This is a genomic window from Burkholderia semiarida (assembly GCF_029268935.1).
GTDB lineage: Bacteria > Pseudomonadota > Gammaproteobacteria > Burkholderiales > Burkholderiaceae > Burkholderia > Burkholderia semiarida.
In genome coordinates this window covers 89077-105582 of record NZ_JAHLCL010000010.1, presented here as the reverse complement: position 1 = coordinate 105582, position 16506 = coordinate 89077, and the positions used below count along the sequence as shown (strand labels likewise).

General features: G+C 68.8%; 11 protein-coding genes. 6 read left to right on the top strand and 5 right to left on the bottom strand.

What is annotated here, in order from left to right; translation table 11 throughout:
* Positions 1-246: 246 nt before the first annotated feature.
* The 3 genes from KPB06_RS33415 (at position 247) to KPB06_RS33405 (ending at position 6956) form a co-directional block, all read left to right on the top strand.
* Positions 247-2034, top strand: a complete 1788-nt coding sequence (locus KPB06_RS33415) for an O-linked N-acetylglucosamine transferase, SPINDLY family protein (RefSeq protein WP_059580644.1) — start codon at positions 247-249, stop codon at positions 2032-2034.
* A 240-nt stretch (positions 2035-2274) separates the two neighbouring features.
* A complete protein-coding gene (locus tag KPB06_RS33410; RefSeq protein ID WP_059580645.1) occupies positions 2275-4473 on the top strand; it encodes an O-linked N-acetylglucosamine transferase family protein in 2199 nt (732 codons plus the stop codon).
* Positions 4470-6956 (top strand): tetratricopeptide repeat protein, encoded by a 2487-nt coding sequence (locus KPB06_RS33405; protein WP_059580647.1) that lies wholly within the window; start codon positions 4470-4472, stop codon positions 6954-6956. Before KPB06_RS33410 ends, KPB06_RS33405 begins: the two co-directional genes overlap by 4 nt.
* Positions 6957-7197: 241 nt before the next feature.
* On the opposite strand, the gene KPB06_RS33400 is transcribed toward KPB06_RS33405, so the two are convergent.
* The 3 genes from KPB06_RS33400 to KPB06_RS33390 all read right to left on the bottom strand — a co-directional run bounded on the left by KPB06_RS33400 (position 7198) and on the right by KPB06_RS33390 (position 9959).
* Positions 7198-7494 (bottom strand): flagellar protein FliT, encoded by a 297-nt coding sequence (locus KPB06_RS33400; RefSeq protein ID WP_059580649.1) that lies wholly within the window; start codon positions 7492-7494, stop codon positions 7198-7200.
* 33 nt (positions 7495-7527) lie between these two features.
* The gene (fliD, locus tag KPB06_RS33395; RefSeq protein ID WP_059580652.1) at positions 7528-8946 is read right to left on the bottom strand and encodes a flagellar filament capping protein FliD; all 1419 of its coding nucleotides are present in this window, start codon (positions 8944-8946) and stop codon (positions 7528-7530) included.
* Positions 8947-9140: 194 nt separating this feature from the next.
* Entirely contained in the window at positions 9141-9959 is an 819-nt protein-coding gene (locus KPB06_RS33390) for a flagellin domain-containing protein (protein WP_059580654.1), read from the bottom strand.
* A gap of 542 nt (positions 9960-10501) precedes the next feature.
* Between KPB06_RS33390 and rpsU the strand changes: the two genes are divergently transcribed.
* Positions 10502-10714: a 30S ribosomal protein S21 gene (rpsU, locus tag KPB06_RS33385; RefSeq protein WP_006401410.1), complete on the top strand. Its 213-nt coding sequence runs from the start codon at positions 10502-10504 to the stop codon at positions 10712-10714.
* A gap of 169 nt (positions 10715-10883) precedes the next feature.
* On the opposite strand, the gene KPB06_RS33380 is transcribed toward rpsU, so the two are convergent.
* Complete coding sequence (locus tag KPB06_RS33380) at positions 10884-13007, bottom strand: TonB-dependent siderophore receptor (RefSeq protein WP_059580657.1); 2124 nt, start codon at positions 13005-13007, stop codon at positions 10884-10886.
* A gap of 229 nt (positions 13008-13236) precedes the next feature.
* Here KPB06_RS33380 and KPB06_RS33375 point away from each other — a divergent pair, with 229 nt between their 5' ends.
* The gene (locus tag KPB06_RS33375) at positions 13237-14472 is read left to right on the top strand and encodes a PepSY-associated TM helix domain-containing protein (RefSeq protein WP_059580661.1); all 1236 of its coding nucleotides are present in this window, start codon (positions 13237-13239) and stop codon (positions 14470-14472) included.
* Between the two features lie 126 nt (positions 14473-14598).
* Here the strand turns inward: KPB06_RS33375 and KPB06_RS33370 are convergent, their stop codons facing one another.
* A complete protein-coding gene (locus KPB06_RS33370) occupies positions 14599-15201 on the bottom strand; it encodes a DNA-3-methyladenine glycosylase I (RefSeq protein ID WP_059580665.1) in 603 nt (200 codons plus the stop codon).
* Positions 15202-15343: 142 nt separating this feature from the next.
* On the opposite strand from KPB06_RS33370, the gene KPB06_RS33365 reads away from it, so the two are divergent.
* Positions 15344-16225 (top strand): glucosamine kinase nucleotide-binding domain-containing protein, encoded by an 882-nt coding sequence (locus KPB06_RS33365; RefSeq protein WP_059580666.1) that lies wholly within the window; start codon positions 15344-15346, stop codon positions 16223-16225.
* Positions 16226-16506: the final 281 nt, after the last annotated feature.

The window sequence follows — 16506 nt, the reverse complement described above, 5'->3', positions numbered from 1 at the left end:
ACCCCGCATTTCGATGGATTCGCGGGTGTCCGGCGCGAATTCGGGGCACCCGCGGGTGCGGCTCGCGGTAGCGGGAATAGCGACCAATTCCAGCACTTGCTCGCCAGATTGGAACGCGACGTGCGCGAGGAGAATTCGGACACGTCGGAGACCGTCGGTGCGTGCGTCCGCGGGCGAAGGCGTGCGCCGACGCAGTGGAGCCGGCCGCGATTCGAATCCGTATTGGCTACCAGGACGACATAGCTCATGATGCCCACCTCCCCCGCCGCCGCCACGATCGAACAGGCGCTGGCACACCATCAGGCCGATCGGCTGGAAGAGGCCGAGACGCTGTACCGGCAGATCCTCGACACCGATCCCCGGCACGCGGACGCGCTTCACCTGCTCGGCCTGATCGGCCATCGGTACGGGCGCTATCAGGAGGCATCCGACCTGATCATGGCGGCGATCGAGATCAGGCCGGACGCGATGTACTACTACAACCTCGGCAACGTCATGCAGGCGGACAATCGTCACGCCGCCGCCGCCGAGTGCTTCCGTCTCGCAATCGAGCTGCGGCCCGACTACGTCGATGCGTACAACAACCTCGGCAACGCGCTGCGGCTCGCCGGCGACGCCCGCGCGGCCGTCGATGCGTTCTGCCACGCGATCTCGCTGAAGCCGGACAACGGCCAGGCCTACAACAACCTTGCGAATGCGCTGTTCGACGTGAACGAGATTCCGGCCGCGCTCGAGGCTTACCGGCACGCGGTGGCGCTGCGCCCCGAGCTGCCGGAGCCGCGCAGCAACCTGCTGTTCGCGAGCCACTGCAGCGAAGCGTTCGACCACGACGCCTATCTCGCCGAGGCCGCGCGCTACGACGAAGTCGTCACGCGCTGCGCGACGCCGTGGACGGACTGGCTCGTCGACCTGACCCCGCGCGCCGGGCGGCCGCTCAAGGTCGGCATCGTGTCTGGCGACCTGAAGGCGCATCCGGTCGGCTATTTCATCGAGAGCATGCTCGAGCATCTCGACGCGAACCGGATCGAGATGCATGCGTACCCGACGCGCGACGTCGAGGACGACGTGACCGCCCGCATCAAGCCGGCCTTCGCGACGTGGACCTGCATTGCCGGCCTGAGCGACGAAGCGGCGGCCGCGCGCATCCGTGCGGACCGCATCGACGTGCTGCTCGACGCGGCGGGCCACACGGTCTACAACCGCCTGCCGCTGTTCGCGTGGAAGCCGGCGCCGCTGCAGGCGAGCTGGCCCGGTTATTTCGCGAGCACCGGCGTGCGCGCGATCGACTACGTGATCGGCGACCGTCACGTGCTGCCGCCCGCCGAGGCCGCGCATTTCACCGAGCGGCCGTGGCATCTGCCGGACAGCTATCTGTGCTTCACGCCGCCGGCCGAGCCTGTCGACGTCGGCGCGCTGCCGATGCTCGCGAACGGCCATCCGACCTTCGGCTATTTCGGCAAGCTCGCGAAGATCACCGCTCACGTCGTCGCGGTCTGGTCGCGCGTGCTGCAATCGGTCGCGGGCGCGAAGCTGTTCGTGAAGGCGGAGCATCTCGACGATCCGCGCGAGCAGCAGGCGCTTGCCGCGCGCTTCGCGGCGCACGGCATCGATGCGCGGCGCCTGATCCTCGAAGGCCGCTCGCCGCGCGCCGAATACCTGGCCGCGTACCGGCGCGTCGACCTGATGCTGAGCCCGTTCCCGTATCCGGGCGGCACGACGACCGCCGAAGCGCTGTGGATGGGCGTGCCCGTTCTTTGCCGGCGCGGCGAGCGCTTCCTGTCGCACATCGCCGAGAGCCTGCTGCATTCGGCGCGGCTGCCCGAGTGGATCGCGGACGACGACGACGCGTATGTCGCGAAGGCCGTCGTGCAGGTCGGCCAGCCCGCCGGGCTGGCGGCGCTGCGCACGACGCTGCGCGCGCAGGTGCTCGCGTCGCCGCTGTGCGACGCGCCCCGCTTCGCGCGCCACTTCGAGGACGCACTGCACGGCATGTGGGCGCAGCACGTCGAAGCCGCGGCGGGCGCATCCGTGTGAGGCCGCGCACGACGTGACGTGCGGGGTCATTTCCACGCGGCGGCAAGCGGAACATGGCGCCCGTCGCGCTGAACGCCGCGCCGGCCGGCGTGATCGGCGTTCCGACCGGCGGCGCGTGCGCGACGCCGTCGTCGGGATGGCGCGCGACGGGATGGCGGCGCCGGCCGTGACGATCGGGCACGGCGGCAGGCTGATCGACTTCGGACGCGCACCGCATCCCTATTGAGCAGAGCAGACGAGATGGACGGAACAGGACAGGCATTGCAGGCGGCGCTCACGCATCATCAGGCGGGGCGTCTCGCGGAAGCGAAGACGCTGTACGACGCGATCCTCACCGCGCAGCCGGGCCAGCCGGACGCGCTGCATTTCCTCGGGCTGCTGGCGTGCCAGTTGAAGCAGTACGACGCGGGGCTCGCACTGATGGAGCAATCGCTCGTCGAGCGGCCGGACGCGTCGTACTTCAACAATCTGGGCAACATGCTGCGCGAAAGCGGGCGGCTCGACGACGCCATCGCGCACTATCGGCGCGCGGTGGCGCTGCGGCCGGACTATCCGGAAGCGCACAACAACCTTGGCAACGCGTTGCGCGACGCACGCGAACCGACGGCCGCGATGCGGAGCTGCGCGCGCGCGATCGAGCTGCGCCCCGGTTACGCGCAGGCGTACAACAACCTCGGCAACGCGCTGCAGGATCTGGGCGACCTCGACGGCGCCGCCACGCATTACGGCCGCGCGATCGAGCTGGACGCGTCGATGGCGATGGCCCACGCGAACCTGAGCGCCGTGCGTCACAAGCAATTGCGCTGCGCGGAGGCGCTCGCGCACGCGCTGGACGCGATCCGGCTCGCGCCGAACCTCGGCGACGCACACAACCACGCGGGCAACGCGTACCACGGACTGAACCGGCTCGACGACGCGCAAGCGTGCCATCGCACGGCGGTCGCGCTGAATCCGGCGGACGCCGGCGCGTGCCACAACCTGTCCGTCGTGCTGCTGAAGCTGCAGCGGCTCGACGAGGCGCTTGTGTATTGCCGGCAGGCGTTGCAGGCCGGCCCGCCGGCCGTGTTGATGCACGTCAATCTCGGCGACATCCTGCGCGCGCAGGGCAACGTCGATGCCGCGGTCCACGCGTATCGCGATGCGCTTGCGCTGGTGCGCGACGACGCCGACGACGTCGCGGCGACCGTGCTGAACCGGCTGCTGTTCAGCGCGGCGGCGTCCGCTTGCGTGAACCCCGCCGACTATCTGGCCGACGCGCGGCGCTACGGCCGGCACGTGGCCGCGCGTTCGACGCGCCATGTGCACGATCCGCGCGAGCGGGCCGCGCGCGCGCAAGGGCGGCCGCTGCGCGTCGGCTTCGTGTCCGGCGACCTGCGCCTGCACCCGGTCGGGATCTTCCTGGAAAGCGTGCTTGCGCACCTCGAGCGCACGCGCATCGACCTGCGCGTGTACGTGACCACGGACGACGAGGACGCGATCACCGCGAAACTGAAGCCGCACGCGAACGGCTGGCGCTCGATTGCCGCGCTGGGTCCGGAGGCGGCCGCGCGGATGATTCACGACGACGAGATCGACGTCCTCGTCGACCTCGCGGGCCATACGCAGTCGAGCGGGCTTCCCGTGTTCGGCTGGAAACCCGCGCCGGTGCAGGCGAGCTGGCTCGGCTTCTTCGCGTCGACCGGCTGCGACGCGATCGACTACTTCATCGGCGACCGCTATACGCTGCCGGATGCCGAAGCGCATCACTTCGTCGAGAAGCCGTGGCGGCTGCCGGACAGCTTCCTGTGCTTCACGCCGCCGGCCTGCGACGTCGAGGTCGGCCCGCTGCCGATGGCGGCGAGCGGCCATCCGACGTTCGGCTGCTTCGGCCAGCTCGTGAAGATCGGCGACGACGTCGTGCGCGCGTGGTCGCGCATCCTGCACACGCTGCCGGACGCGCGGCTGCTGCTCAAGGCGCACGAGCTCGGCCGCGACGGCGTGCGCGATGCGACCGTCGCGCGCTTCGCGCGGCATGGCATCGACGCGGACCGGCTGATCCTCGAGGGCGGTTCGCCGCGCGCGGAATACTTCGGCGCATACAACCGCATCGACGTCGCGCTGAGCCCGTTCCCGTATCCGGGCGGCACGACCACGGCCGAAGCGCTGTGGATGGGCGTGCCGGTGCTCGGGATGAAGGGCAGCCGGTTCGTCACGCACATTTGCGAAAGCGTGCTGCACGCGGCGGGCATGGGCGAATGGGTCGCTGACGGCGAGGACGCCTATGTCGCGAAGGCGATCGCGGCGATGCGCGATCGCGAGCAGCTCGCGGCGCTGCGCGCCGGGCTGCGCGCGCAGCTGCTCGCATCGCCGTTGTGCGACGCGCGCCGGTTCGCCGCGCATCTCGAAGCGGCGTTCGTCGCCATGTGGCAACGCTATACGAACTCGGAGCAGGAAGCATGAACGATATCCACGACACGCTGCAGTCCGCGCTGGCGCATCATCAGGCGGGGCGTCTCGCGGAAGCGAAGACGCTGTACGACGCGATCCTCACCGCGCGGCCGGGCCAGCCGGATGCGCTGCATTTCCTCGGGCTGCTGGCGTGCCAGTTGAAGCAGTACGACGCAGGGCTCGCGCTGATGGAGCAATCGCTCGTCGAGCGGCCGGACGCGTCGTACTTCAACAATCTGGGCAACATGCTGCGCGAAAGCGGGCGGCTCGACGACGCCATCGCGCACTATCGGCGCGCGGTGGCGCTGCGGCCGGACTATCCGGAAGCGCACAACAACCTCGGCAACGCGTTGCGCGACGCGCGCGAACCGACGGCCGCGATGCAGAGCTGCGCGCGCGCGATCGAGCTGCGCCCCGGCTACGCGCAGGCGTACAACAACCTCGGCAACGCGCTGCAGGATCTGGGCGAGCACGAGGCGGCGGCGGCGAGCTACGCCAAGGCGGTCGCGCACCAGCCGCAATACGCGGAGGCGTACTGCAATCTCGGCAACGCGCTGCATGCGCAGGAGAAATTCGACGAGGCCGCGGATGCCTATCGTCGCGCCATCGCGCTGCAACCGGGCTTGCGCGTCGCGCACCAGGGGTTGAGCGCGACGCTGCGCGCGGCAGGCGATCTGCGGGGGGCGGTCGACCATGCGCGCGAGGGACTCGATCCGGGCGACGCGGACGCGCACTGCGTACTGGCAAGGCTGCTGCAGCGCATCGGCGATTTCGACAAGGCGCTCGAACTGCTCGAGCAGGCGATCGCGATCGACCCCGCGCATGCACGGGCATGGGCATGGCTCGGCGATTTGCGCAACCAGCAGGGCGAATACGGGCAGGCGGTGCAGGTGTGCCGGCACGCGATCGAGCTTGATCCCGAACTGGCCGACGCATACAACTTCCTTGGCTTCGCGTATCACAACCTCAACTTGCTGGCCGCCGCGGAGTTGAGCCACCGGCATGCGATCGACCTGAACCCGGACGATGCCGACGCACATCACAACCTCGCCGCCGCGCTGTTTCGGCTCGAGAAGCTCGACGAGGCGATGAAGCATACCGAGATCGCGCGGAAGCTCGGCATCGATCCGCTGAAGGTGCAGATGACGCTCGGCGACATCCTGTGGGCGAAAGGGGATCTCGCCGGCGCGCTGGATGCGTTCCGCTCGGCGATCCGGCACGACCTGCATCGCGCGTACTCGCGGATGCTGTTCAACATGTCGAGTTCGCCCGCGTTCGAGCCGCAGGAGTGGGTCGCCGAAGCGCGCCGCTACGGCGAGCATCTCGAGCGCGACGCGCGTCCGTTCGAGCACGACCGCGCACAGCGCGTCGCGCAGGCGCGGGGGCGCCCGCTGCGCGTCGGCTTCGTGTCGGGCGACCTGCGGCAGCACCCGGTCGGCATCTTCCTTGAAAGCGTGCTCGCGCGGATCGACCGGTCGCGCATCGAGCCGCATGCCTATGTGACGTTCGTCGGCGAGGACGATGTGACCGCGCGGCTCAGGCCGAACTTCGCGAGCTGGAAGAAGGTGGTCAGTCTGGGCCGCGAGGAGGCCGCGCAACTGATTCGCGACGACGGCATCGACATCCTGATCGACATGGCGGGCCATACCAACTGGAGCGGCCTGCCGATCTTCGGGCACAAGCCCGCGCCGGTGCAGGCGAGCTGGCTGGGTTTCTTCGCGACGACCGGGTGCCGGGCGATCGACTATTTCATCGGCGATGCGTATACGCTGCCGGCCGACGAGGCGCATCACTTCACCGAACGGCCGTGGCGACTGCCGGACAGCTACCTGTGCTTCACGCCGCCGCCGTACGACGTCGCGGTCGGCCCGCTGCCGATGGCGGCTCACGGCGGCGTCACGTTCGGCTGCTTCGGCAAGCTGATCAAGATCAGCGACGCGGTCGTCGCGCTGTGGTCGCGCATCCTGCACGCGCTGCCGGACGCGCGGCTGCTGCTGAAGGCGCATGAGCTCGGCGCCGGCGACGTGAACCAGGCGACGCTCGACCGCTTCGCGCGGCACGGCATCGGCGCGGACCGGCTGATCCTCGAAGGCGGCTCGCCGCGTGCGGAATACTTCGCCGCATACAACCGCATCGACATCGCGCTGAGCCCGTTTCCGTACCCGGGCGGCACGACGACCGCCGAAGCGCTGTGGATGGGCGTGCCGGTGCTCGGGATGAAGGGCAGCCGGTTCGTCACGCACATTTGCGAGAGCCTGCTGCACGCGGCGGGCATGGGCGAATGGATCGCGGAAGACGAGGCGGCGTACCTCGCGAAGGCCGTCGCGTTCGCGCGCGACCGCGACGGGCTGGCGACGCTGCGTACAACGCTGCGCGAGCGCGCGCTGGCGTCGCCGCTGTGCGATGCGTCGCGCTTCGCACGCAACCTCGAGGACGCGCTGCACGGCATGTGGGCCCGCTACGCCGGCGGCGACACGGCGCCCCGGGACGCGTGACGAGCGGGATCGCGCCGCGGCGGGAAGCCGCGCTCGCGCATCGTCGGGCCGGCCGCCCGGGATGATCGAGGCGGCCGTCGGGCGGGCGACGCGGGCGTGGCCGGCGCGATCCGGCTCGCACGCCCGCCTGCAGGCGAAAAAAAAGCCGCATTGAAGCGGCTCGACGGTACGGCGACGACGGACCGCTCGACTGGCGGCGTCTTTTAATTCGAAATGCGCGGCGGGCGAGACGCCCGGCCGGTCACAGCATGCCGGCTTTCTGGTACTGGCTCGCGGCCTTGATCCGCTCCTGGGACTGCGCAAATTCCGCGGCGAGGCGGTCACGGTCGGTCTGCGCATGCTCCGTGATCGACGCGTCGATGGCCATGATCTGCCGCACGCGGTCCAGCGCGTCTGGCGTCTGCTCGCCGGACAGGTTCATCAGCAGCGGCGAGCGTTCGTCGGCGAGGGCCGCGACGCGCACCCAGTCGCGTGCGTCGGCCGCCGACTGCATGGCACGGGTCAGGTCGAAGGCGCGGGACAGGGTGTCGTTCGTCATGGTTCGGCTCCGAAGGGGCGGTGCGGCCAAGGCTTACTTGTTGTTGGCCAGCGCGCCGGCGCTGTTCTGGCCGCCGAACAGCTGGGTCAGGTAACGGGTGTTGTTCGCCATCGTCGCCATCAGCGTGTTCAGCGCGGTGAACTGCGCATTGTATTGCTTGGTCAACTGGTCCGAGTAGCTCTGCAGCTGCGTCGCCTGGGCCTGCACGCTCTTCAGGTCGGCGTTGATCGCGTTGGTGCGCTGGTCGATCAGGCCGGACGTCTGCGTGTACGAGTTGATGTTCGCATTGAGCGCCTGGGCGATGCCATTCGTCTGGTTGAAGATCGCCGCCACCGCGGAGCCGTTCGACTTGAGCGCGGTGGTCAGCGCGGCGGTGTCGACCGACATCGCGCCGGTCGAGTCCACGTTGATGCCGATGCTGCCGAGCGCATAGGTCGTGCCGCCCGTCGTGACGCCGCTGCTGAGCGTCGTCGCGAGCGTGCTCCTGATCGTGTTCAACATCGCGTCGCCGAGCAGCGGGCCGGCGGTCTTCGCCGTCGGGTCGTAGCTCGACAGCGATTTCGCGGTAGTCACGAAGTTGGTATACGCGGTCGCGAAATTGTTGATCGCGGTCGTCGCCGCGGCCGTGTCCTGCGACAGCGTGATGGTTTGCGTCGTGCCGACAGCGGCCTGCGACAGCGCCAGCGTGACGCCCGTCAGCGCGCCCGACACGTTGTTCGACGCGCTCGACACCGGCGTGCCGTCGATCGTCAACTGCGCGTCGGCGGCCGGCGTGACCGTCGTGTACCCCGACGTCAGTTTCGAGTTGACGCCCGTGCCCGTGATCGAGATCGTGTTGGCTGCACCGGTGAGGTTCGACTGCATCACGAGATGCTGGCCGTCCGAACCGGTGATGACCGATGCGGTGACGCCGGCATTGCCGGACGCGGAGTTGATCGACGACGCGATGTCGGACAGCGACGCGCCGGCCGCCACGTTGACGTTGAACGCGGGGTTGCTGCCGAACGTGATGCTCAGCGAGCCGGCCGAGATCGTGTCCGCCGCCGTCACGCCGGCCGACGACAGCTTGTTGGCGGTCGCGAGCTGCGTGACATTCACCGAATACGAACCGGCCACCGCGCCGCTGCCGCTCTTGATCGACGTCGCGATGCCCGTGCCGCTCGCCGTCGCGGCCAGGCTGCTGAGCGTGGTGCCGTTCGAGAGGCCGGTGAGCGCGGTCTGCAGCGCGGACAGCGCACCCTTCAGTTGGCCGATGGCGGACAGCTGCGTATTGTCGTTCGTCTGCCGGGTCTGCAGGGTCTGCAATTGCCCGGCCGTCTTCGCGTTCACCAGTGTCGTGACGAGCGTGTTGACGTCGAGCGACGAATTGGTCGCGCCGCTGATGATCGATTGACCTGCATTCGCCAGGATGGTGCTGATGTCCGTGCTGCTGACGGGGGTCGTGGTGGCCATGCCGTTGCTCCGGTCGTCCGCGCAGTCGACGTGCGCGATGCGGCGGGGCGCCGCGGTTCAATGCAAAGAGGGAGGCGCGCCTCCCTGGAGAATTCTGATCAGGGCGGTTGCGGCGGAGTCGCATCGAGTGCCGATGGCGACGCCGCCGTGCCCGGAGGCGGACGGGCACGTGGCCCGCCGCGGGTGCTGCTCGATTAGCCGAGGAGCTTCAGGACTTGCTGCGGCAGCGAGTTCGCTTGCGCCAGAACCGAGATACCGGCTTGTTGCAGCACTTGCGCCTTGCTCAGGTTCGCCGTTTCCGTCGCGAAGTCCGCGTCGGTGATCTGCGAGCGAGCCGCGGTCATGTTGGTTGCCTGGGTTTGCGTCGTCGAGATCGCAGCCTGGAACGTGTTCTGTGCTGCGCCGAGCGTTGCCTGGAACGTGTTGACTTGCTTCAGTGCCGCGTCGATCGCCGTGATCGCCGATTGCGCGCCCGACTGGGTGGCGACGCTCAGGGTGTTCACGCTCATGCCCGTGCTGTTCCAGTTCGCCGTGCCGAAGTCGACGGTCACGACCTGGTTCGCTGCTGCGCCGATCTGGAACGTGACGCTGCCGGCGCCGCCCAGGATGGTCTGGCTGTTGAACGTCGTTTGCGATGCGACACGGTCGATTTCGCTGAGACGCGTCGACACTTCAGCTTGCAGGTTCGCGCGAGCGCCCGAATCCAGCGAGCCGTCGCCCGCTTGTTGCGCCAGCGTACGGATACGCTGCAGGTTGTCGACCGTCGATTGCAGCGCGCCGTTGGCGGTCTGGATCATCGAGATGCCGTTGTTCGCGTTTGCAACACCTTGCGTCAGCGCATTGATTGCCGCCGTTTGCGACGTCGAGATCGCCAGGCCTGCTGCATCGTCGGCAGCGGTGTTGATGCGCTTGCCCGACGACAGGCGGTTGATTGCTTGCGACAGTGCGCTTTGCGAGCCCGACAGATTCGTCTGCGTCGTCAGCGAAAGGATGTTGGTGTTGATGTTCAGCATTTGCTTCCTCGTTTTGGAAAATGCCTGGGATACAGACAGGTTCTGATTTCGGCGTTGCGCTTTATCGCGACTGGCGCTGCCCGCCTTTCCTGGTTGACGGCGGCACCCGGCGAAAACTTTAGAGGGATGCGCAAGGAAATTCGGGACCGAAGGGGCGGTTCGCCGCGACGTCCTCGCCCGGCATGGCCCGCAGCGATTCCCGGCCGACCGCGCGCCGGCCTCGCGGGGCGGCGTGCGCGGCCGCGTTGCACGGCGCGACGAGCCGGGATCAACAAAAGGATGGTTTTGTCTGTGATTTCCTGCTATGATGGCGGGCTGAATTGAGATTTCTGTCACGCCTTTGCCGTTTTCGGCATGTCTGCTGGCAGTCAAACGCGGCGCTGCACGCGGTTGTGAAGCGTACTCGCGGTGCTTTCCGCCTCTCTTTTCCGGCCTCCGAGGCCGTATTTCCGCTCGTTTCGCCTGTTGTGGGAACGCTCGGATGGCCGGTGCGTGGCGCTTGGCCGCTACGTTTTTGACCGTTTAAGCAATTTAGGAACGACATGACGACGATTCTTCTGAAAGAAAACGAGCCGTTCGAAGTGGCGATTCGCCGCTTTCGTCGCGCTATCGAAAAAAATGGCCTGATCGCTGAACTGCGTGAGCGCCAGTCTTACGAAAAGCCGACCGCAGTCCGCAAGCGCAAGAAGGCAGCAGCCGTCAAGCGTCTGCACAAGCGCCTGCGCAGCCAGATGCTGCCGAAGAAGCTCCACTAAGCGCTTCTGACGGTTCGCCGCGAAACGGCGGAGTGTGCCTCGAAAGAGGCCGCTCCGCCGTTTTGCTTTTGCCGGTCGGGAAAATCCCGAGGCCGGGGCGGTGAGGTTCCGCCCCGGCCGCTGCCGACGCGCGGCGGCGGGCGGGCCGTGCGGCTGCCCGCCGCGGCGTTCAGAAGTCGATCTTCGCGCTCAGGCTGACCGTGCGCGGGTCGCCCGGCTTCACGTAGTCCGCGTACTGGTACTCCCAGTAACGACGGTTCAGCACGTTGTCGATCGATGCGCGCAACGTCACGTCGTGGCGGCCGACCCGCGTCAGGTAGCGCGCGCCCGCGTTGACGACGAGAAAGCCCGGCGCGTCGAGGCCGCCGGCCGCCCGCAGCGGCGTCGCGCCGGTGAATTTCGCGTCGACGCCGAGTGTCAGCCCCGGCACGCCAGGCACCGCATAGCCGACTTCACCGGCGAGCACGAAGCGCGGCGCGCCGGCAACCCGGTTGCCGTTGTTGCCGATCCCGTTCGCGTACCACGCGTCGAGCAGCATCGCGTCGAAGCCTGCATTCCAGTGCGCGCCGAATCGCGCGCGCGCGCCGACCTCGATCCCTTGAATGATCGATTCGCCATCCTGCACGTAGACGTTCGCGGCATTCGCGTATTCGGCGCTGCGCTCGATCCGGAACAGCGCGGCCGTCGCGCTCCAGCGCGCGTGCTCGCTCTTGATCCCGAGCTCGTACTGCTTGCTGCGCAGCGGCTTGAGTACCTCGCCCGCGTTCGCATAGACGTCGTTGACGCGGCTGCCGGGCTCGAGCGATTCGGCGTAGCTCGCGTACGCGGTGGTGGTCGGCGCGAGCTTGAACATCACCGCGAAGGTCGGCGTCACCACGCCGTTCTGGCGATAGCCGGGATCCTCGGCGCCGTTCGCCTGAAACGAGCGCTGCTCGTAGTTCATGTAACGCACGCCGGCGAGCACCGACCAGCGCTCGGTCAGCTGCACGGTATCGCTCGCGAACAGCGATTTCTGCACGATCTCGCTCGTGCGGTACTGGACGAAGCCGTGCGGGCTCTCGTAGCGGTACGGGTTCGGCGCGTAGAGATTGCCGGCGCCGAGCGGCACGAACACGCTGTTCGCCGAATAGTCGTTCGCCTGCTTCTGCCACGACGCGCCGAGCACGATCTGGTGGCTGAACGGGCCCGTGCGCACCTTGCCCTCGACCATCGCGCGCCACTGGCTGAAGCGGTGATCCTCCATGCCGACGTAGCGGCTGTCGGTGTAGTTGCCGGCCGCGTCCTGCAGGTACAGCGTGCTTTCGTTGCGTCGGCGCGTCGCCTTGCTGTAGCTGTACGCGACGTCGAGCTGCCAGTCGGGCGCGAGCTGGTATTGCAGCCCGGCCGTGTAGAGCTGCAGGTTCGTGTTCAGGTACTGGTCCTTGCCGCCCAGGTTCGTCGACCCGCCGCTGATCGTGGCGGGCAGTGCGCCGCCCGGATAGCTGCCGGTGAAGATCGACGGCGTCTGGCCGGTCGTGCGGCGGTCCTGGTACAGCGCGCCGAACGACACGGAGAGGTCGCGCGTCAGGTTCGCCTGCAGCGCGAGCGACACGCTGTCGCGGCGGATGTTGCCGTCGTTGTACGTCTTGCCTTCCTCGTGCGTCGCATTCAGCCGCGCGCCGAACATGTTGCCGGGCCCGAAGCGCTGGCCGAGATCGACATGTTCGGTCCACACGTTGGTGCTGCGGTAGCCGATGTCGACGCTGCGCACCGGTTCGGCGCCCGGCTGCTTCGTCACGTAGTTGACGACGCCGCCCGGCGTCACGAAGCCGTACAGGAAGCCGCCGAGCCCCTTCAGCAGCTCGACGCGCTCGAGCTGCTCGTAAGGCATCGTGATGCCGTACGTGACGAACGGCAGCCCGTCGATCTTGTAGCCGTTCTGCCAGTCGAGCTGCATGCCGCGCACGGTCAGGTAGCTGGCCCACGCGCTGTACGCGCCGCTGTTGTCGGACACCGACGCGTCGTTCGCGAACACGTCGCCGAGCTTGTATGGCTGACGCGCCTCGAGCTCTTCCGACGTGACGATCGTGGTCGAGAACGGCGTGTCGAGCTGCCGGCGTGTGCCGAGCGCACCGGTCGAGATCGTGTCGGTCAAGTGTTGCGGCGAATCGTGCGCGGCCGTGATGTTGAGGGCAGGCAGCAGCGCGGCGTCGCCCGGCGAATCGTCCGCATGCGCGAGCGAGGCGGCAAGGCAGGCGAGGGCGGCGACGACGCGGCGTGGACGGACGGGAGGGCGGGCAAGGCTGACGGTCATGGCGAGCGAGTAAAAATGCGAGTAAGAATCATTCGCATTGCGTTAAAATGTCGCGCATCGTATCAAAACCCGCCGAACGCGCAACAATTCCATGCCGCGCACAAGGGCATCCGGCCTCGTCCGACTGGGCCGGATGGCCGTTGCGCGGTGCCCGACCTGAAATGAACCGCATCCCGTCGAATCGGGGCCGCCGCTCGTGCCGGCCCGCTTTCCTTTCGCTGCGCACGCGATGAATGCGCTCCTGCGACCGTTGCTCGTGCGCCTGCACCGCTGGTTCGGGCTCGCCATCGCGCTGTTCCTGTTCGTCGCGGGGCTCACCGGCGCGCTGATCGCGTGGGACCACGAGCTCGACGCGGCGCTGAACCCGGATTTCTATACCGCGCGCAGCGGCGCGGCGCCGCTTGCGCCGCTCGAACTCGCGGCGCGCATCGAGGCGGCCGACCCGCGCGTGCAGGTGACCTATCTGCCGCTCGCGGTCGAACCGGGGCACACGCTGCAGGCGGGCGTGACGCCGCGTACCGATCCGGCGACCGGCCAGCCGTACGCGCTCGGTTTCAGCCAGATCGCCGTCGATCCCGCGACCGGCGCGGTGCAGGGCCGCCGCGAATGGGGCGCGCCGTCGCTCGCGCGGCTCGACCTGATGCCGTTCATCTACCGGCTGCACTACTCGCTGTTCCTGCCCGTGTACGGCGGGATCAACTTCGGGTTCTGGGTGATGGGCGTCGTCGGCATCGTGTGGGCGATCGACAGCCTGATCGCGCTGGTGCTCGCATTTCCGAACCCGAAAAGCTGGCGCAAGTCGTTCGCGTTCCGCGTGCGGCGCGGCGGCTATCCGCTCGTGTTCGACCTGCATCGCTCGGGGGGCGTGTGGGTGTGGGGGCTGCTGCTGGTCGTCGCGGTCACGTCGATCTCGATGAACCTTGCCGTTCCGGTCGTGCGCCCGCTGGTCTCGCTCGTTTCGCCGCTCGCGGAAACGCCGTATACGAATCCCGAGCATTTCCCGCCGGCCGCGCCGGGCAGCCAGGTGCTGCCGCGCGAGCGGATCGTCGAGATCGCGCGCTCGGCCGGACGCGACGCGGGCCTCGCCGCGCCGCCGGGCGCGCTGTTGTTCGCGCCGGCGATGAACGCCTATGCGGTCGGTTTCTTCACGCCGGGCAACGACCATGGCGACGTCGGGCTCGGCAATGCGTGGCTGTACTGGAATGCGGTGACCGGCAAGCCCGTGGCGGCTCAGGTGCCCGGCCGCGGTTCAGCCGGCGACCTGTTCATGCAGGCGCAGTTTCCGCTGCACTCGGGGCGGATCGCCGGTGTCGCCGGACGGGTCGCCGTGAGCGTGCTCGGCATCGTGATCGCGATGCTGAGCGTGACGGGCGTCTGCATCTGGGTGAAGAAGCGCAGCGCGCGCGTGCGGGCTGCGCGGAGCGCGCGGCCGGTCGTGCCGGCGTCGTCGCGGGCGGCGCGGTAAGGAGCGAGCGGCAAGGGCCAAGCGGTAATGGCCGAGCGGCAAGGGCCAAGCGTCAAGCAGTACGCGGACGGTGCAACCGACGCGGGCCAGCGGCGCGGCGCCTGCGCCCAGCGTGTGCCTGCGCCGTCAGCCCGCCTTGCGCCGGCGTGCCGGCTGCTTGCCGCCGAGCGCCGCACATTGCGCATGGCACGGGCAGCCGGCTTCGTGATCGTTGACCATGCCGGTCGCCTGCATCAGCGCGTAGCAGATCGTCGAGCCGACGAACTTGCAGCCGTACGCCTTCAGCGCCTTGCTGAGCGCGTCGGACTGCTCGGTCGAGGCGGGCGCGTCGCGGTACGACTGCCACGCATTCTGGATCGGCGTGCCGCCGACGAACGACCACAGGAACGCGGCGAGCGACCCGTGCTCTTCGCGGATGCGCTGCACCGCCCGCGCGTTGGTCACCGCCGATTCGACCTTCGCGCGGTTGCGCACGATGCCCGGGTTCTCCAGCAATTTCTCGATGTGCCGGGGCGTGAAGCGCGCGACGGCGTCGACGTCGAAATCGGCGAACGCCTCGCGATAGCCCGCGCGCTTGTTCAGGATCGTCGACCACGACAGCCCGGCCTGCGCGCCTTCCAGGATCAGCATTTCGAACAGGTGGCGATCGTCGTGCGACGGCACGCCCCACTCGGTATCGTGATAGTGAGCGTCCGCTTCCGTCTTCACCCAGTTGCACCGCTGCGACATCGTCTGCCTCGTTTTCAGTGTCGATTCGATCGCGCCAGCATAGCGGAAGCCCTTTTGGCGGGATAGCCGGCCGAACGGCAGATGGGCGCGCGGCGCCGATCCGGTTAAGCTTGGCGCCTGTTCGAATCAGCGGGATGAAGGCATGGCAGCATTACTTTTTGCGATCGGCATCGACGGCGGCGGCACGGGCACGCGCGCGGTGCTGGCCGACCGGGCGGGGCGCGAGCTCGCGCAGGGGCGCGGCGGCCCGTCGGGGCTCGGGCTCGGCATCGAGCGGGCATGGGCGTCGATCGGCGCGGCCTGCGCGGACGCGTTCACGCAGGCCGGTCTCGCGTTCGACTGGTCGCAGTGCGCGCTCGGCTGCGGGCTCGCCGGCGTCAACAACGCGGCGTGGCTCGCCGCGTTCCGCGCGCAGGCGCCGCTTGGCGCACTGGCGATCGAGAGCGACGCGTACACGACCGTCGTCGGCGCGCATGGCGGCGCGCCCGGGCTCATCGTCGCGCTCGGCACCGGCAGCATCGCGGCGGCGCTCGATGCGGCCGGCGCGTGCCGGATCGCGGGCGGCTTCGGCTTTCCGTCCGGCGACGAGGCGAGCGGCGCGTGGCTCGGCGTGCGTGCGCTCGCCTACGCGCAACAGGCGCTCGACGGCCGCGTGCCGCGCGACGCGTTCGCCACGGCGCTCCTCGCGGAAACGGGCACGCAGGATCGCGACGCGCTGGTCCAGTGGTCGTGCGACGCGAACCAGACGATCTACGCGCGTCTCGCGCCCGTCGTGTTCGCGCATCGCACGCATCCGGTCGCGCGCGCGCTGATCGCGCAGGCCGGCGACGAGATCGGCAAGATGATCGACGCGCTCGATCCTCAGCAGGCGCTGCCGGTCGCATTGTGCGGCGGGCTGGCTGACGCGCTCGCGCCGGCGGTGCCGGCGCGGCACGCCGCACGGCTGCGCGCGCCGCTCGACGATTCGGCGCATGGCGCGCTGCGGCTCGCGCTCCAGGCGTTGCGGGCGGCGGAGGGCGGCTAAGGTGAACGGCTAAGGCGAGCGCCTAAGGTGAGCGACTAAGGTGAGCGACTAAGGCGAGCGGCTAAGGCGAGCGGCTAAGGCGAGCGGCTAAGGCGAGCGGCTAAGGCGAACGGGGCGCGCGGCGGATGCCGCGCTGCCGCAGCCCGCATCAGCCCCGCACCAGCCCCGCACCAGCCCCGCACCAGCCCAACACCAGCCCAACACCAGCCCAACACCAGCCCAACACCAGCCCAACACCAGCCCAACACCAGCCCAACACCAGCCCAACACCAGCCCAACAC

Excerpts from the sequence above, each read along its gene's own strand:
- KPB06_RS33415 (WP_059580644.1), top strand. The coding sequence starts at position 247 with ATGATGCCCACCTCCCCCGCCGCCGCCACGATCGAACAGGCGCTGGCA.
- KPB06_RS33410 (WP_059580645.1), top strand. The coding sequence starts at position 2,275 with ATGGACGGAACAGGACAGGCATTGCAGGCGGCGCTCACGCATCATCAG.
- KPB06_RS33405 (WP_059580647.1), top strand. The coding sequence starts at position 4,470 with ATGAACGATATCCACGACACGCTGCAGTCCGCGCTGGCGCATCATCAG.
- KPB06_RS33400 (WP_059580649.1), bottom strand. The coding sequence starts at position 7,494 with ATGACGAACGACACCCTGTCCCGCGCCTTCGACCTGACCCGTGCCATG.
- fliD (WP_059580652.1), bottom strand. The coding sequence starts at position 8,946 with ATGGCCACCACGACCCCCGTCAGCAGCACGGACATCAGCACCATCCTG.
- KPB06_RS33390 (WP_059580654.1), bottom strand. The coding sequence starts at position 9,959 with ATGCTGAACATCAACACCAACATCCTTTCGCTGACGACGCAGACGAAT.
- rpsU (WP_006401410.1), top strand. The coding sequence starts at position 10,502 with ATGACGACGATTCTTCTGAAAGAAAACGAGCCGTTCGAAGTGGCGATT.
- KPB06_RS33380 (WP_059580657.1), bottom strand. The coding sequence starts at position 13,007 with ATGACCGTCAGCCTTGCCCGCCCTCCCGTCCGTCCACGCCGCGTCGTC.
- KPB06_RS33375 (WP_059580661.1), top strand. The coding sequence starts at position 13,237 with ATGAATGCGCTCCTGCGACCGTTGCTCGTGCGCCTGCACCGCTGGTTC.
- KPB06_RS33370 (WP_059580665.1), bottom strand. The coding sequence starts at position 15,201 with ATGTCGCAGCGGTGCAACTGGGTGAAGACGGAAGCGGACGCTCACTAT.
- KPB06_RS33365 (WP_059580666.1), top strand. The coding sequence starts at position 15,344 with ATGGCAGCATTACTTTTTGCGATCGGCATCGACGGCGGCGGCACGGGC.